Here is a 15,419-nt window from a genome sequence, read left to right as displayed (position 1 = left end):
CCCGGCTTCTCGTATGTGGTCCTGCTACACCGCGATTCGTCGACGGTTGTGGCGTGCGTACATCTCCCGCTCGGTCTCGGACATTCCGCCCCAGATTCCATAGGGTTCCGAGACGCTGAGCGCGTGGGACCTGCACTGTGCGAGAACCGGGCAGGTTCGGCACATCTCCTTGGCACGCATCTCACGCTGAGCACGTGCTCGGCCGCGTTCGCCGTCCGGATGGAAGAACATCGACGAGTCGACGCCACGGCACAAACCGTGCATCTGCCAATCCCAGATATCTGCATTGGGCCCAGGGAGGTGATTCGGCTGCGGCATGAGAACTCCTAGGGTGTCTGCTCGCCGCAACGGATGCGGCGACGCTCCTGTGGAAGACAGAAGAAATGCGAATTCGTGGTTTCGTCCGGCGGCGGCGCCGAACTTGTGGTGAACTCGTTCCGCGAGATACTGCAATCGCGGTTGTCGTGAACAACGCCAACGTTATTCGTGGCGATGAAATCGAGTCAATAGGCCATCGCCGTGGCGAGGTGCATAGTCGTATCTCGAGAAATTAACGCGGGCGACATTTACTTCGACACAACTTCATGGGTCGATTCGTTGAGGAGTTCTCGGTCGCAGCATGAACAGCGGTCTGACGGACTTCGGTCACGATCGAAAGCAAAGGGCACTGGCCTGCAGGTTCGTGGTCGTGTCGGAAGAAGGATCGCGGAATTCGTCTGCCGGATTCGAACGACTCGATCAGGTCGCGAGCAACACTGGTCCCCGGGTAGTGAATCCCGCGATTAACCTTACGGCTACATTCTCGTCAGAAAGCGCTCATCAAATGCATCCCGGGAGCGCATGTTAATTCCGTGAAACAAACGAGAATGTCGCGCGACGGATTCGACGATACTCGGCGATGGGCACGAAGCGGCCAGGAGTATCCATCCATTCGACGGTGAACCGAGAGGAATGCCGAGCCTCACGGTCGCAGGGGCCGCTCCGGGTCGTAACGTCGACACGATGGACGATCGGCTTCATCGCGCTGCCTGGGGCACCGAACCCGGTATGTGGCCACTGCCCGCTGCATCGACCGTCCGCGAGCGGTGGGACCGCGCCGTCGCACTCGGTGGGCAAGGCAGGTACCTCGCCGCGTCGGCCGAGCTCGATGCGGCTGCGCTGTCGGGCCCTGTTCCTCCGTCTCTGCGGTCGCAGATGTATTCGACTCGCGCATCATGGATACGGCAGAGGGGAGTGCACAGTGCAGCGGCGCGGGTGGACGGGACGGCGATCGCTGCGGTCGGGCTCGACGAGCGCAGTTCTCCGTCGGGTGAGGACGGCAATGAGGCTGCTGTCGTTCGTGCGCGAGCGGATGCTCTCGTCGGCCTTGCCGCGGACGCCCTCGGCGTAGGCAGATTCGGCACCGCGGACGCGCTGCTGACTCGATGCGAGCACATCGTGGCGCGAGATGGGCGCGAGGACGTTCTGTGGCGTCAACATCTGAGGCTCGGGTGGGTCCGCGCGGAACTCGCGATGTTCTCGGGAAATGGGCCCGACGCGGTCCGGCATGCGCTCGACGCGCGCGGGCGTGCCGACGAGATCGATTCGTTACGCCACATCGTCAAGACCGACCTCGTGCTGGCTGCCGCCTACAGCTCCGTGGGAGATCTGTCACGAAGTGGTGACGGCGCCCAGCGTGTACTCGATGCCTGCGAGGTGCACGGACTCCTACCGTTGCGCTGGGCGGCAGCGATGTTGTGGAGCGGCGTCGGGGGAGGAGCGGCCGCGCAGTCGGTCGCGCGGGAGTGCGAGGCGGAGCTGGCTCGGCGCGGTGGTCGGTTCACGGCCGTGTGAAGTCACGGACCGAGTGGTTCGATCGAGTGGGGTGAAGGTCGCTATCCTTACTAGGTTCCACTTCGGGTGGAAGCGCTGTCGAGATGCGGCGGCGTCACTGTAACGCGGGGAATCCTTGAGCGATGAACAACACGGGTGAGGAGTTGGACTCCTTCGTCGCTGCCGCAGCGCAGGGCGAGCGAGCCGCACTCTCCCGAGTTCTGGAAATCATCCGTCCGCTCGTGGTGCGGTACTGCCGCGCACGTGTGGGCTCCGCCGAGCGTGGTCAGCTCTCGGCGGACGACGTGGCTCAGGAGGTCTGCTTGGCAGTCATGACCGCCCTGCCGCGTTATCAGGACCAGGGCCGACCGTTCATGGCCTTCGTGTACGGCATTGCCGCCCACAAGGTCGCCGACGCACATCGAAGCGCCTCCCGTAACAAATCGGACCCGGCCGCCGAAGTACCAGATGTCGTGTCGACGGAACACGGACCGGAGCAGCGAGCTCTGGACTCCGAGTCGAGTAGACAGATGACCGCCCTGCTGGACACCTTGCCCGCCAAGCACCGAGAGATTCTGGTGCTCCGACTCGTCGTCGGATTGTCGGCCGAGGAAACGGCAGCGGCAGTGGGTAGTACCGCAGGTGCCATCCGCGTGGCTCAACACCGAGCCATCGCGAAACTGAAGAACGAAGTTGTGAAAGCGGGTGAAATGTATGGCTAGGAACAACGGCCGTGATGGCATTCCCCGTATCGGCCGCCCGGATGGTTCCACGCCATCCGAGGATTCTCTCGACAGCACCCTCGTGGGTTCGAGTCCGGTGGACATCGCAGCGGTACGCCGAGACGAGGAATTCATCGAGGCAATCCGTGGCGACGGACCGATCGCGACGGACGACGCGGACGAGTACCAGCTCGCTCTGCTCCTCGCCAACTGGCGTGCAGAAATCGTCCACCCCGCGCTCCCCGCAGGTCCCGACCTCGACGAAGTGGCGGCAGCCGTCGATCAGGAGATTGCCGCGACAGGGCTACGCCGCAAGGCGTCGAGTCGCGGACGTCAGCGTCTGCTCCGCCCGGTAGCGGGCGCCGCAGCGGCGATCGCGCTGGTGATGGGCGGCTTGGTCGTCTTCTCCTACAACTCCTCCCCGGGCGACGCGCTGTGGAGCGTCAAGTCCGTGGTGTTCTCGCAGCAAGCAGATTCGACCGTCGCGCAGATCGACACGACGTCGAAGCTCGAGCAGGCAGAACAGCTGATCGCAGCAGGCGACGTCGAAGGTGCACAGGCTCTGCTCGACGGTGCGTCGGGTGCGGCCGGCGCGGTCACCGACGACGCGCAGCGCACGGATCTGGAGATCTGGCTGCAGCGGTTGATCGAGCAACTCCAGACGATCATCCCGACGATTCCTCCGCAGTTGCCGCTACCGGTCGATCCGACGTTGCCTGCGCCCGTTCAGAGTGCACCCGAGTTGGGCTCGGTTCCGGTCACCACGGATCCGCTGCCTCCGCCGGTCTCCGGCACGGTCGACCCGTCGCAGGTTCCTTCGACCAGCGATCCGGTTCTCCCGACGACCGAGCCGCCCGCAGTCACCACGACGCCTCCCGGGCCGACGATTCTGAATCAGACCGGTGAGACGACGGCTACGGCCAGCGGTTCGAGTGACGGTACATCTGCTCCCCGGATCGACACGCTGGACACCAACGGAGGCTGATCGCCCTCCGGCCCTGCACCGCATACGACTGATGCCCTACACGAAAATCGTGTAGGGCATCAGTCGTATGATCGGCTGACTAGTTCTCGAAACCGTCGCCGTGCAGAGCGTCGTTCATGGACGCGTCCGCGTATCCGCGGCAGTAGTCCCATGTGACGTACGCATCGGGAACGGGGTCGTACGCAGGCTCGTGGGGACGAACGGTCCCGTCGACCAGGAGCTGGAGAAGGTTGGCTCGCAACATGTCCCAGTCGTGGTAGTGATCCTGCTGGCAGTCCTCGCAGCACACCACGAGTCCGCGAATACCGCGGTGTCCGAGGAGTGCCTCGTACACCGCGAGATCGGCGAGGTCTTCCTCGACGGCGAGCCGCTCCTGGGGGTCCAGAGGCTGGCCGGGCTCGATTGCATCGAGGGCGGCCGAGGGGTCGGCGGGGTCACCGGCGAAGGGATCCGGCGGTAAACCTGGAGGCAGTTGATCGCGCACGCCTCCACGGTACGCAGGACTGGTGGGTCTGCGCCAGCCGTTCACGCTTCGTGTCGACGCGCGACGAGGTCCACCGGGCGGCCGATCGGCCGCAGTCGGGGTGCGGTCGACCTGCTCGAACGACGCCGTCCGGTGCGCGTTCACGAGCGAACGGCGGAGCCGATACCATGTGTGCAGGCGCTGAGCGAGCGTACGCGTCCATGTTTTTTCGTCCGCACTGTCTCCATCCGCTTTCGAACACGCCGTCTTCTCCGGTGCACCGCCCGCGCGCTGCGAGAAGGGCACACAGGCTCTAGGGAGGGCCAGATCCGCATGAGTAGTTCCGGAGCCCACGTCCGTACCGGTGGCGACGACCCCAACAAGGTCGCCATGCTCGGTTTGACCTTCGACGATGTTCTGCTGTTGCCCGCTGCGTCGGACTTGATTCCCAGCGCCGTGGACACCTCCAGTCAACTCACCCGCGAGATCCGTCTGCGCGTCCCACTGGTCAGTTCCGCGATGGACACCGTCACCGAGGCGCGCATGGCCATCGCCATGGCCCGCGCGGGTGGCATGGGCGTCCTGCATCGCAACCTGTCACTGCAGGATCAGGCGTCCCAGGTGGAAACCGTCAAGCGGTCCGAGGCGGGCATGGTCACCGACCCGGTCACCTGCAAGCCCACCGACACACTCGCCGAGGTCGACGCGATGTGCGCACGGTTCCGCATCTCGGGTCTGCCGGTGACCGACGAGACCGGTGCCCTCGTCGGCATCATCACCAACCGTGACATGCGTTTCGAGGTCGACCAGAACCGCCGCGTCGCCGACGTGATGACCAAGGCACCGCTCATCACCGCGCGCGAGGGCGTCACCGCCGAGGCAGCTCTCGGTCTTCTCCGTCGGCACAAGATCGAGAAACTCCCCATCGTCGACGGACAGGGCGCTCTCACCGGACTGATCACGGTCAAGGACTTCGTCAAGACCGAGCAGCACCCCCTCGCCACCAAGGACCGCGACGGGCGCCTGCTGGTCGGAGCGGCAGTGGGTGTCGGGCAGGACGCGTGGTCGCGTTCCATGGCGCTCACCGACGCCGGTGTCGACGTGCTCATCGTCGACACCGCGCACGGGCACAACTCGTCGGTGCTCGAGATGGTCAGCAAGCTGAAAGCCGAAGTAGGAGAACGCGTCCAGGTCGTCGGCGGCAACATCGCGACCCGCGCGGGCGCATTGGCACTCGTCGAGGCAGGCGCGGACGCGGTCAAGGTCGGCGTCGGTCCCGGCTCGATCTGCACCACCCGCGTCGTCGCAGGCGTCGGCGCCCCGCAGATCACCGCGATCCTCGAGGCGGTCGCCGCGTGCAAGGCGCACGGTGTTCCGGTCATCGCCGACGGTGGTCTCCAGTTCTCCGGCGACATCGCCAAGGCGTTGGCTGCGGGCGCGTCGACGGCCATGCTCGGCTCGTTGCTGGCAGGTACGGCCGAGTCGCCGGGCGAGTTGATTCTCGTCGGTGGCAAGCAGTTCAAGAGCTACCGCGGCATGGGTTCGCTCGGGGCGATGCAGGGACGCGGAGCGGCCAAGTCGTTCTCCAAGGACCGTTACTTCCAGGACGACGTCCTCGCCGAGGACAAGCTCGTCCCCGAAGGCATCGAAGGCCGGGTCCCGTACCGCGGACCGCTGTCCCAGGTCATCCATCAGCTGACCGGTGGTCTCCGTGCCGCGATGGGATACACCGGGTCCAACTCCATCGAGGAACTGCAGGAGGCGCAGTTCGTGCAGATCACCGCTGCCGGACTGAAGGAAAGCCACCCGCACGACATCACGATGACCGCGGAAGCTCCCAACTACACCGTGCGCTGACTTCGCTCGCATCGGCCTGAACTCAAGACGAACTCCTAGGGAAAGGGGCGCGCGTGCGCGACCTCGTTGAAATCGGCATGGGCAGAGAAGCCCGTCGCACCTACCAGCTCGACGACATCGACATCGTGCCCTCGCGCCGTACTCGGTCGTCGAAGGAGGTGTCCACGGCCTGGCAGCTCGACGCCTACCGATTCGACATTCCGGTCCTGGCTCATCCGACCGACGCGTTGGTGTCGCCGGAATTCGCGATCGAGCTCGGCAAGCAGGGTGGCCTCGGCGTCATCAACGGCGAGGGGTTGTGGGCTCGCCACACGGACGTCCAGGCCAAGCTCGACGAGCTGGTCGCGATCGCCGAGAACGACTTCGACGCCGACGCTCCCGTCGCATTCCTGCAGAAGCTGCACGCAGCACCGCTGCAACCGGACCTCCTCGCTGCCGCCGTCGCGCAGGTCCGCGCAGCCGGTGTCACCGTCGCGGTCCGCGTCAGCCCGCAGAGCGCCAAGAACCTGACGCCTGCGCTGGTCGCAGCCGGTATCGATCTGCTCGTCATCCAGGGCACCATCATCTCCGCGGAGCACGTGGCGCACGGCGACGAGGAGCCGCTCAACCTCAAGACGTTCATCGCCGAGCTCGACGTACCGGTCATCGCCGGTGGCGTCAGCGATCACCGCACCGCGCTGCACCTGATGCGCACCGGCGCTGCCGGAGTCATCGTCGGCTACGGGTCGGTCGAGGGAGGCACCACCACCGGTGAAGTTCTCGGCATCGGTGTACCCATGGCAACGGCCATCGCGGACGCTGCGGCAGCTCGTCGGGACTACCTCGACGAGACCGGCGGCCGCTATGTTCACGTCATCGCCGACGGCGACATCACCACGTCGGGCGGCCTGGCCAAGGCAATCGCGTGCGGTGCGGACGCCGCCGTGCTCGGTGCTCCTCTCGTGGCGGCAGCAGAGGCGCCCGGTGGCGGTTGGTACTGGCCCTCCGCGGCAGCGCACCCGTCGATGCCGCGAGGCGCACTCCTGCCCGTCGCAGCCGGTGAGCGCCCGAGCCTCGACCAGGTCCTGCACGGTCCGTCGAGCGAGCCCTACGGTTCGATCAACCTCGTCGGAGGTCTGCGCCGGTCCATGGCGAAGTCGGGTTACTCGGATCTCAAGGAATTCCAGAAAGTCGGCCTGAACGTCCGAGCCTGACCCTCTCTGTCCCACGTTCGACAGCGCGCACCCCGAATCGGGGTGCGCGCTTCGTCGTTTGCTGGGGAACTCGGGTGCCGGGTGGGAGCGAACGTGACGTTCGGTCACCTGGGGGCCCGGGAGCGCGGGTTGCAGCGAGTGCGCGGGTTGCAGTGCGCGCGTGGGCTGAAAGCCGCGCGTTCGGGGGCCGAGAGCGAGCGAACGTGACGTTCGGTCACCTGGGGCAGCGCGGAGTGAGCCTTACCTCAGTTGGTGATACTTGGAGTTACAGCTACAGTGGCTTGTGTCAACTGTCACAGGGTTGTTGTCAGTTCGCCGCTGCTGTCATCTAGAGTGTGGTCGCAGTCACATCGAGGTAATACGCGGTGCGGCGGAGCTGGCTGAGTAACGCACGAGGCGCGGAGGTCAACAGTGGAGACACGGACAGCTGGGACACAGGCTCGCACGACCGACTACGACGTTCTGATCGTCGGGTCCGGTTTCGGCGGAAGCGTCACGGCGCTGCGCTTGGTCGAGAAGGGCTACAAGGTAGGCATCCTCGAGGCCGGACGGCGCTACGAGGACAAGGATTTCGCCAAGACCAGCTGGGACCTGAAGCGGTTCCTGTGGGCGCCCAAGCTCGGGTGCTACGGCATCCAGCGTGTTCACCTGCTGCGTGACTGCCTCATTCTGGCCGGTGCAGGGGTGGGCGGCGGTTCGCTGAACTACGCGAACACCCTGTACCAGCCGCCGGAGCCGTTCTTCAAGGACAAGCAGTGGGCGCACATCACCGACTGGAGCAGCGAGCTCGGTCCGTTCTACGACCAGGCGACGCGCATGCTCGGTGTCGTGCGTAACCCGCACATGACACCCGCCGACGAGGTCATGAAGTCCGTCGCCGAGGACATGGGCGTCGGGGACACGTTCATTCAGACACCGGTCGGCGTGTTCTTCGGCGACGAGCCGGGCAAGAAGGTCGGCGACCCGTACTTCGGCGGCGTCGGTCCCGAGCGCACCGGGTGCATCGAGTGTGGTGAGTGCATGACCGGGTGTCGCCACGGCGCCAAGAACACACTGCTGAAGAACTACCTCGCCCTTGCCGAGCGCGCCGGAGCCGAGATCGTCCCGATGACGACGGTGACAGGTCTTCGTGCTCTGCCCGACGGCACGTGGGACGTCGCCACCGAGCGAACCGGCGCGTGGGTTCGCAAGCACCCCAAGACCTACACCGCGTCGCACGTCGTCCTGGCCGCGGGCACGTGGGGTACGCAGAATTTGCTGCACAAGATGAAGGACACCGGCGCACTGCCGCGTCTGTCCGACAAGCTCGGTGAATTGACGCGTACCAACTCCGAATCCATCGTCGGTGCCGCCAAGTTGAAGGTCGACCCGGAGATGGATCTGACCAGGGGAGTGGCGATCACGTCGTCGTTCCACCCGTCGTCGAACACCCACATCGAACCGTGCCGCTACGGCAAGGGTTCCAACGCGATGGGCCTGTTGCAGACGCTGATGACCGACGGGGGTGGGCGCATTCCGCGATGGCTCAAGTTCGTTTTCGCGCTGCTGGCTCATCCGCTCGACTTCCTGAGGGTGGTGAACACCAAGAACTGGAGCGAGCGCACGATCATCGCGCTCGTGATGCAGAACCTCGACAACTCGATCACCACCTTCACCAAGCGTGGGCTGTTCGGTCGCAAGGTGTCCAGCAAGCAGGGACACGGCGAACCGAACCCGACGTGGATCCCTGAGGGCAACGACGCGACGCGGCGTATAGCGAAGAAGATCGGGGGCGTCGCGGGCGGCACATGGGGTGAGCTGTTCAACATTCCGTTGACCGCTCACTTCCTCGGTGGCTGCGCCATCGCGTCCGACGCCGAGCACGGCGTCATCGACCCGTATCACCGCGTCCACGGGTACCCGACGATGTTCGTTGTCGACGGGTCGTCCGTGTCGGCCAACCTCGGCGTGAATCCGTCGCTGACCATCAGTGCTCAGGCGGAGCGTGCAGCGGCGCTGTGGCCCAACAAGGGTGAGCAGGATCTACGGCCGCGCCAGGGTCTCGCTTACGAACGGATCGAGCCGATCGCTCCCAACGCTCCGGTGGTGCCGGTGTCCGCGCCCGCAGCGTTGCGTCTGCCCATCGTCGAGATCCGCTCTCCGAAACCCGCCACCACCGGTGCCGCGTAAGAAGATGCTGCGTGGAACCAGCCTGTCGCGCGCCACTAGACTGTTCCGGTGACCGCATCGCAGCAGCCTGATCCCGCCCTGCCTCGGCCCGTTCTCGTAGTCGACTTCGGTGCCCAGTACGCCCAGCTCATCGCGCGTCGTGTGCGTGAGGCGAACGTGTATTCCGAGGTGATCTCGCATACCGCGACCGTCGAGGAGATTGCAGCCAAGAACCCGGTTGCACTCGTTCTGTCCGGCGGGCCGTCGAGTGTGTACGCCGAGGGCGCGCCTGCTCTCGACGCGAAGGTGTTCGATCTCGATCTTCCGGTCTTCGGTATCTGCTACGGCTTCCAGGCGATGGCGCAGGCACTCGGCGGAACCGTCGCGCACACGGGGACTCGTGAGTACGGCCGGACGCAGCTGTCCGTCGATGGCGGTGTCCTGCACGACGGTCTTCCTGCGACGCAGCCGGTGTGGATGAGTCACGGTGATGCTGTGACGGAGGCTCCGGAAGGGTTCACGGTCACGGCGACGAGCGCCGGCGCTCCCGTGGCTGCGTTCGAGAACGCCGAGCGCAGGCTCGCCGGTGTCCAGTACCACCCCGAGGTGCTGCATTCGCCGCACGGTCAGCAGGTCCTCGGTCGGTTCCTGCACGAGACAGCCGGAATCAAGGCGGAGTGGACGGCGGCCAACATCGCCGACGCATTGATCGAGCAGATCCAGGAGCAGGTCGGGCCGGACGGTCACGCCATCTGCGGACTGTCCGGGGGTGTGGATTCCGCGGTTGCGGCAACCTTGGTGCAGCGTGCGATCGGTGACCGTCTGACGTGTGTGTTCGTCGACCACGGTCTGCTGCGAGAGGGCGAGCGGGAGCAGGTCCAGCAGGACTTCGTCGCGTCGACCGGCGCCAAGCTGGTCACCGTCGATGCGGTCGACACGTTCCTCGGTGCCCTCGACGGCGTCTCCGATCCCGAGGAGAAGCGTAAGATCATCGGCCGCGAATTCATTCGTAGCTTCGAGGGTGCTGTCGCTGAGGTGTTGGGTGACAACGCTGCTCAGGGTGCGGAGGTTCAGTTCTTGGTGCAGGGCACGCTGTACCCGGACGTGGTCGAGTCCGGTGGGGGATCCGGCACCGCCAACATCAAGAGCCACCACAACGTCGGCGGTCTGCCGGACGATCTGCAGTTCGACCTCGTCGAGCCTCTTCGTACCTTGTTCAAGGACGAGGTCCGGGCAGTGGGCCGCGAGTTGGGTCTTCCCGAGGAAATCGTCGGCCGCCAGCCCTTCCCCGGGCCCGGTCTGGCCATTCGCATCGTCGGCGAGATCACGCGAGACCGATTGGCCACGTTGCGCCAGGCCGATTCGATCGTCCGTGAGGAACTGACCGCGGCGGGCTTGGATCAGCAGATCTGGCAGTGCCCCGTGGTCCTGCTCGCGGATGTGCGCAGCGTCGGCGTTCAGGGTGACGGCCGGACGTACGGCCATCCCATCGTCTTGCGCCCGGTATCGAGCGAGGATGCGATGACGGCGGACTGGACGAGGTTGCCGTACGAGGTGTTGGAAACCATTTCGACCCGGGTGACCAACGAGGTTCCGGAGGTCAACCGAGTCGTTCTCGACGTGACGAGCAAGCCGCCGGGCACCATCGAGTGGGAGTGAGAATTCTCTAGTTCTTCTTCCCGCCCCGGCCTGGGGCGAGGAGAAGGGCCAGTCCGACGACGATCGCCGCGACGACGAAGACCCAGCGGAACTGAACGTTGCCGAGGGACTCGAGGGCCGAGGGCCCGATCAGAGCGCTGACGCTGACCAGCAGGGCCACGAGTCCGGAGAGAAACAGCAACGCCGAGGGTCGGGTGCGCGCGTTTCGTTCTTCGGCCGTGTCGGTGTCACTGTCTCCGTACTCGCTGCTATTCATGGATGATCTCCAAGTTTCCGAGACGGACATCTCCGTCGATGGTGAGAACAGGGGCGTCCTCGGCTGCGTCGGTGCCGCGCTGCAGGCCACCGGATCCGCAGGCAGCCGATCCCATGACTGCCACGCAGGTCGGGTCGATTGTCATCGTCGACGGTACCCAGATGGTCGCGTTTCCTCCGGTGACATCGATTGCGACAGTTCGGTTGTCGGTGAGGGCGAGGCCGCGCAAGTCGAGTTGGAGGTCACCGCCGGCGATGCTGTACGACGGTTGGAGTTGCGCGACCGTCGTCGGCCGTGCATCGACCGACCCGCTGGTTGCGCCGTCGAAGTTCACCGGTCCCACGATGGATGCGAGGATCACGAAACCGAGTACAGGGAATGCGACGACCAGCAGGCCGTACCCCTTGCGTAGGAATGCGCCGAGGATCAGTCCGACGGCGAGGACACCGAGAGCTACGGCCCCGATGCGTGCGGGGGAGAGCCACTCCGACCCCGTTGCCGCCGCGATGCCGCCGGTGACGGCTGCGGCGAGCAGGGCCAACCCGATGAAACTCGACGTCCACCGTGAGCGCCGCTTCTTCGGAGTGGTCGACGCCGGAAGGTGAACAGTCGTCGGTTCGGGTAGGTCCCAGGCGAAGGGGGCGACGCCCAACGGATCCCACGACGGTGGTGTCGGGCCGGTGGTCGTGTCCGTCGGCTGGGCCGGCGCCGCGGACTCGGATTTGTTCAGGTTCACCTCGGAACCCGTCGACCGGTCGGTGGGTGGGGGTGTGGACGGAACGTACGTCGTGGGCAGTGTCGTGTACGGCGAGTACGCGGGAGGTGTGTAGCCCGCGGGTCGATAGTTGGGCGGGCGGTAGTTGGCACCTGCCCACGGCGCCGGGGTGTACGGCGTGTTGAACGAGATCGGGAAATCCTGTTGCGCGTAGACCTGTGCACCGCCGGGCAGGAACTCGGGTGGTTGCGGCTGCCTCTGGTGCAGTAGCCACAGTCCGGCGAGAAGCGCGACCATGCTGATGGCGCCGGATCCGCCCAATCCGACACCGACGGGACCCAGGGTGGAGACCGCGATGATCAGCGCCACGATCAGGACCACGATCTTGGTGTTGGATTCCGAGCTGGTGCCTCTGCCCATCAGCGACTCGGCGGGAGAGGCTGCATCTCCTGCCTTGCTGAAGAGCAGCCAGGCGGCGAGGTACAGGACGATGCCTGCTCCGCCGAAGATGGTGCCGACGACGAGCGCGACGCGAACGAGGACGGGATCGACGCCGTAGCGGTAGCCGATGCCGGCGGCGACACCCGCGACATGGCCACGCTGTGGCAACCGATACGGGCGCGTACGCCACATCTGCTGTAGCTGTTCGGAGACGGCCAAGTTGCTCATGGAACCATCGTGGCCCGTCGGGTGCACGGAGACCATCGGGGATCGCCCTGATGTTTTCCCTACCTTCACGCACGAGTTGCAGGAATGTTCTCGGCATCCCACGGCTTGCTACTTCGAGAACGACCATTCGCATCACGAAGGAGAAACGCGTGAAGATCGGAATCATCGGGGCCGGGCTCATCGGCGGCACCCTGACCCGCAAGCTGGCCGAACTCGGACACGACGTGCGCGTGTCGAATTCGCGCGCACCGGAGACGTTGGCCGAGTTGGCTGCCGACACCGGCGCCGAGGCAGTGTGGAGCAAGGACGCAGCCGCCGACGCCGATCTCGTTATCGTGAGCATTCCACAGAAGAACACCCCGGACCTGGCGTCGGACATTCTCGATGCGGCCAAGCCAGGCGCGCCGATCATCGAGACCAACAACTACTACCCGCAGCAGCGCGACGGCCTGATCGCCGAGATCGAGAACGGCAAGCCCGAAAGCGTGTGGGTTGCCGAGCATTTCGGTGATCGATCGTCGGATGTGTTCAAGGTGTTCAACGGAATCTGGTGGAAGCATCTTCTCGAGAAGGGCGTTCCCGCCGGAACCGACGCTGCGTCCACCCGGACGAGAATCGCGCTTCCCGTCGCGGGTGCCGACGGGCCGGGCAAGAAGCTCGTCTTCGACGTCGTCGACGCTCTGGGATTCGAGCCGGTGGACGCCGGCACGCTCGAAGAATCGTGGCGTCAGCAGCCTGGTACGCCGGTGTACGGCAAGGACTACGACGCCGACGCCACGAAGAAGGCTCTTGCCGAGGCGACCGCCGACAGAACCGAGGAGTGGCGCGCGATTCCGTCCTGACATCAGTCCGGTGCGGAAATCAGGGGAGACCCTGATGCGGGTGCGGCTCGATTCGTGCCAGGATCGATGACGTGCTCCCTGTCGATGCCGCGTCCTCGTCCCCGGGCGCCGAGCCGGTGAAGTTCTACCGGCGCGGCGGCGGAAGGATCGTGGGCGGAGTCGCAGGTGGACTCTCCGACCATCTGGGTGTCGACGTCTTCAAGGTCCGAGTCGCGTTTGCGTTGCTCGCCGTCATGGCGGGCGCCGGAATCTTCGCCTACGGGTTGCTGTGGGTGTTCACCCCGGCAGGTGACGACGTGGACCGGCCGAGTTCGGCCGAGCGCCAGCGGGCATTGGGTCTCGCGGCGCTCGGCCTCGGGCTCGCGGCCGGCTTGGCGTGGCTGCTGAACGGCACGGCGGCGTCGGTACTCGTTCCTGTCGTCGTGGTGATCGTCGGTGCGGCGCTCGTATGGCGGGAGTTCGACTCCGAAGGTCCGAGGTCTCTGCTCGGGATGCCGAAGAAGCCGACCGTCCTCAGCTGGGCTCGTGTCGTCGGCGGCGCGACGTTGATCATCCTCGGACTCTGCGTCGTGGTGCTGGCCAGGGTTGACATCGCGTCGATCAGGTCCTCGTTGCTCGCGGTCATCGTGACACTGGTCGGGGCCGGTCTGCTGACGGTCCCGGTCTGGTTGCGTCTGTGGCGCACCTTGAACGCCGAGCGGTCGGCTCGTATTCGGAACGACGAGCGCGAGGAGATCGCCTCCCATCTGCACGATTCCGTGCTGCAGACGCTGGCGCTCATCCAGAAACAGTCGGATCAGCCGCAGGAAGTGATGCGTCTGGCCCGTGGGCAGGAGCGAGAGCTGCGGAAGTGGCTGTTCGAGGGCGGGGACACCGATCATTCGTCCCTGTCCGAGGCGCTGAAGACCATCGCAGGCGAGGTCGAGGATCAGCACGGCGTCACGGTTCGGCCGATCACAGTCGGCGACGTGCAACTCTCGGCCGAGAACTCCGACTCCGGGCTTCCACGTGAGCACTTCACCGCTTTGCTCGGCGCGACGCGGGAAGCGCTCGTCAACGCAGCCAAGCACTCCGGCGAGACCAACATCGACCTCTTCGCCGAGACCGAGGCGGACAAGGTGACGGTCTTCGTGCGCGATCGCGGCAGCGGTTTCGACGAGAACCTGGTGCCGACGGATCGGCAAGGACTCGCCAAATCCATCCACGGCAGAATCGAACGTCGAGGTGGTCAGGTGTCGGTACGCTCCACCGTGGGCAGAGGAACCGAAGTGCGCATCCTGATGCCCCGGCACGATTCGGCTCCCGACAGGCAGATTCATGTTGCCGACCACATCACATCCCCTGAATCGCAGACGTCCGAACAACCACTACCGCAGGAGCAGCCCCGGTGACCGACACCTTCCGTGTCTTTCTCGTCGACGACCATGCAGTGTTCCGCTCCGGAGTCAGAGCCGAACTGGCGCGCGAAGGCGATATCGAGGTGGTCGGTGAGGCAGGCGGGGTTGCCGACGCGGTAGCGGGAATCGACTCGACCAAGCCCGACGTGGTCCTCTTGGACGTGCACATGCCCGACGGCGGTGGTGTGGCGGTACTCGGACGTATATCGTCCGGTCCGGTGTGTCTGGCGTTGTCGGTGTCCGACGCAGCCGAGGACGTCATCGCCGTGATCCGAGCCGGTGCACGCGGTTACGTCACCAAGACCATTTCAGGAGCCGAACTGGCCGACGGCGTGCGGCGGGTGGCAGGCGGGGACGCGGTGTTCTCGCCTCGACTCGCCGGGTTCGTTCTCGACTCCTTCACCGGCAATTCGGCCGTTCCGGAGCCGCCGCTGGATCCGGAGCTGGATTCGCTGACACCGCGCGAACTCGAAGTGTTGAGGTTGTTGGCGCGCGGTTACACGTATCGAGAGATCGCGGAGGATCTGTTCATCTCGGTCAAGACCGTAGAGACCCACGCGTCGAACGTGCTGCGGAAGACACAGCAATCCAATCGCAACGCCCTGACCAGGTGGGCCCACAAGCGTCGGATCGATTGACGGCTGGATGCAGGAATAGACTTTCGGAGACTGTCGGATCGACCTTCGGTGCCACTAGCGTCG

Annotated in this window: 14 protein-coding genes; 10 read left to right on the top strand and 4 right to left on the bottom strand. The window is 65.4% G+C overall.

The genetic code is table 11. The features are described from left to right. Nucleotides 1–24 precede the first annotated feature (24 nt). On the bottom strand, nt 25–318 hold the full coding sequence (locus tag BH95_RS28220) for a WhiB family transcriptional regulator (RefSeq protein ID WP_026347518.1): 294 nt from the start codon (nt 316–318) through the stop codon (nt 25–27). A 684-nt stretch (nt 319–1,002) separates the two neighbouring features. Between BH95_RS28220 and BH95_RS08860 the strand changes: the two genes are divergently transcribed. The 3 genes from BH95_RS08860 to BH95_RS08850 all read left to right on the top strand — a co-directional run bounded on the left by BH95_RS08860 (nt 1,003) and on the right by BH95_RS08850 (nt 3,519). Then, nucleotides 1,003–1,833 carry a hypothetical protein gene (locus BH95_RS08860; RefSeq protein WP_208601151.1) on the top strand — a complete coding sequence of 277 codons (831 nt, stop codon included), beginning with the start codon at nt 1,003–1,005 and terminating at the stop codon, nt 1,831–1,833. Between the two features lie 122 nt (nt 1,834–1,955). Then, nucleotides 1,956–2,534 (top strand): sigma-70 family RNA polymerase sigma factor, encoded by a 579-nt coding sequence (locus BH95_RS08855; RefSeq protein ID WP_019663610.1) that lies wholly within the window; start codon nt 1,956–1,958, stop codon nt 2,532–2,534. Next, nucleotides 2,527–3,519, top strand: coding sequence for an anti-sigma-D factor RsdA (locus tag BH95_RS08850; protein ID WP_020111134.1), 993 nt, complete (start codon nt 2,527–2,529; stop codon nt 3,517–3,519). Before BH95_RS08855 ends, BH95_RS08850 begins: the two co-directional genes overlap by 8 nt. A 79-nt stretch (nt 3,520–3,598) precedes the next feature. Here BH95_RS08850 and BH95_RS08845 read toward each other — a convergent pair whose 3' ends face one another. Continuing rightward, nucleotides 3,599–4,003, bottom strand: coding sequence for a DUF5319 domain-containing protein (locus BH95_RS08845; RefSeq protein WP_026347520.1), 405 nt, complete (start codon nt 4,001–4,003; stop codon nt 3,599–3,601). Between the two features lie 312 nt (nt 4,004–4,315). Here BH95_RS08845 and guaB point away from each other — a divergent pair, with 312 nt between their 5' ends. The 4 genes from guaB (at nt 4,316) to guaA (ending at nt 10,839) form a co-directional block, all read left to right on the top strand. Further along, nucleotides 4,316–5,839 carry an IMP dehydrogenase gene (guaB, locus tag BH95_RS08840; protein WP_170945130.1) on the top strand — a complete coding sequence of 508 codons (1,524 nt, stop codon included), beginning with the start codon at nt 4,316–4,318 and terminating at the stop codon, nt 5,837–5,839. Nucleotides 5,840–5,892: 53 nt separating this feature from the next. Further along, entirely contained in the window at nt 5,893–7,032 is a 1,140-nt protein-coding gene (locus BH95_RS08835) for a GuaB3 family IMP dehydrogenase-related protein (RefSeq protein WP_037181593.1), read from the top strand. Nucleotides 7,033–7,443: 411 nt separating this feature from the next. Beyond that, complete coding sequence (locus BH95_RS08830; protein ID WP_019663615.1) at nt 7,444–9,201, top strand: GMC oxidoreductase; 1,758 nt, start codon at nt 7,444–7,446, stop codon at nt 9,199–9,201. 48 nt (nt 9,202–9,249) lie between these two features. Continuing rightward, entirely contained in the window at nt 9,250–10,839 is a 1,590-nt protein-coding gene (gene guaA / locus BH95_RS08825; RefSeq protein ID WP_020111133.1) for a glutamine-hydrolyzing GMP synthase, read from the top strand. Between the two features lie 7 nt (nt 10,840–10,846). On the opposite strand, the gene BH95_RS08820 is transcribed toward guaA, so the two are convergent. Both BH95_RS08820 and BH95_RS08815 read right to left on the bottom strand, forming a co-directional pair. After that, nucleotides 10,847–11,095 (bottom strand): hypothetical protein, encoded by a 249-nt coding sequence (locus BH95_RS08820; protein WP_019663617.1) that lies wholly within the window; start codon nt 11,093–11,095, stop codon nt 10,847–10,849. Next, nucleotides 11,088–12,515, bottom strand: a complete 1,428-nt coding sequence (locus BH95_RS08815) for a PspC domain-containing protein (protein ID WP_080737970.1) — start codon at nt 12,513–12,515, stop codon at nt 11,088–11,090. Before BH95_RS08815 ends, BH95_RS08820 begins: the two co-directional genes overlap by 8 nt. Nucleotides 12,516–12,529: 14 nt before the next feature. Between BH95_RS08815 and BH95_RS08810 the strand changes: the two genes are divergently transcribed. The 3 genes from BH95_RS08810 (at nt 12,530) to BH95_RS08800 (ending at nt 15,356) form a co-directional block, all read left to right on the top strand. Continuing rightward, nucleotides 12,530–13,321, top strand: coding sequence for an NADPH-dependent F420 reductase (locus BH95_RS08810; protein ID WP_256976891.1), 792 nt, complete (start codon nt 12,530–12,532; stop codon nt 13,319–13,321). Between the two features lie 71 nt (nt 13,322–13,392). Then, nucleotides 13,393–14,712 (top strand): ATP-binding protein, encoded by a 1,320-nt coding sequence (locus tag BH95_RS08805; protein WP_033189924.1) that lies wholly within the window; start codon nt 13,393–13,395, stop codon nt 14,710–14,712. Continuing rightward, a complete protein-coding gene (locus BH95_RS08800; RefSeq protein WP_019663621.1) occupies nt 14,709–15,356 on the top strand; it encodes a response regulator in 648 nt (215 codons plus the stop codon). The genes BH95_RS08805 and BH95_RS08800 overlap by 4 nt, the downstream gene beginning before the upstream one ends. Nucleotides 15,357–15,419 lie beyond the last annotated feature (63 nt).

It is taken from the genome of Rhodococcoides fascians A44A (genome assembly GCF_000760735.1).
GTDB classification, from domain to species: domain Bacteria; phylum Actinomycetota; class Actinomycetes; order Mycobacteriales; family Mycobacteriaceae; genus Rhodococcoides; species Rhodococcoides fascians_E.
The sequence above is the reverse complement of the archived record's forward strand: the minus strand, read 5'-3'. Positions and strand labels throughout refer to the sequence as shown.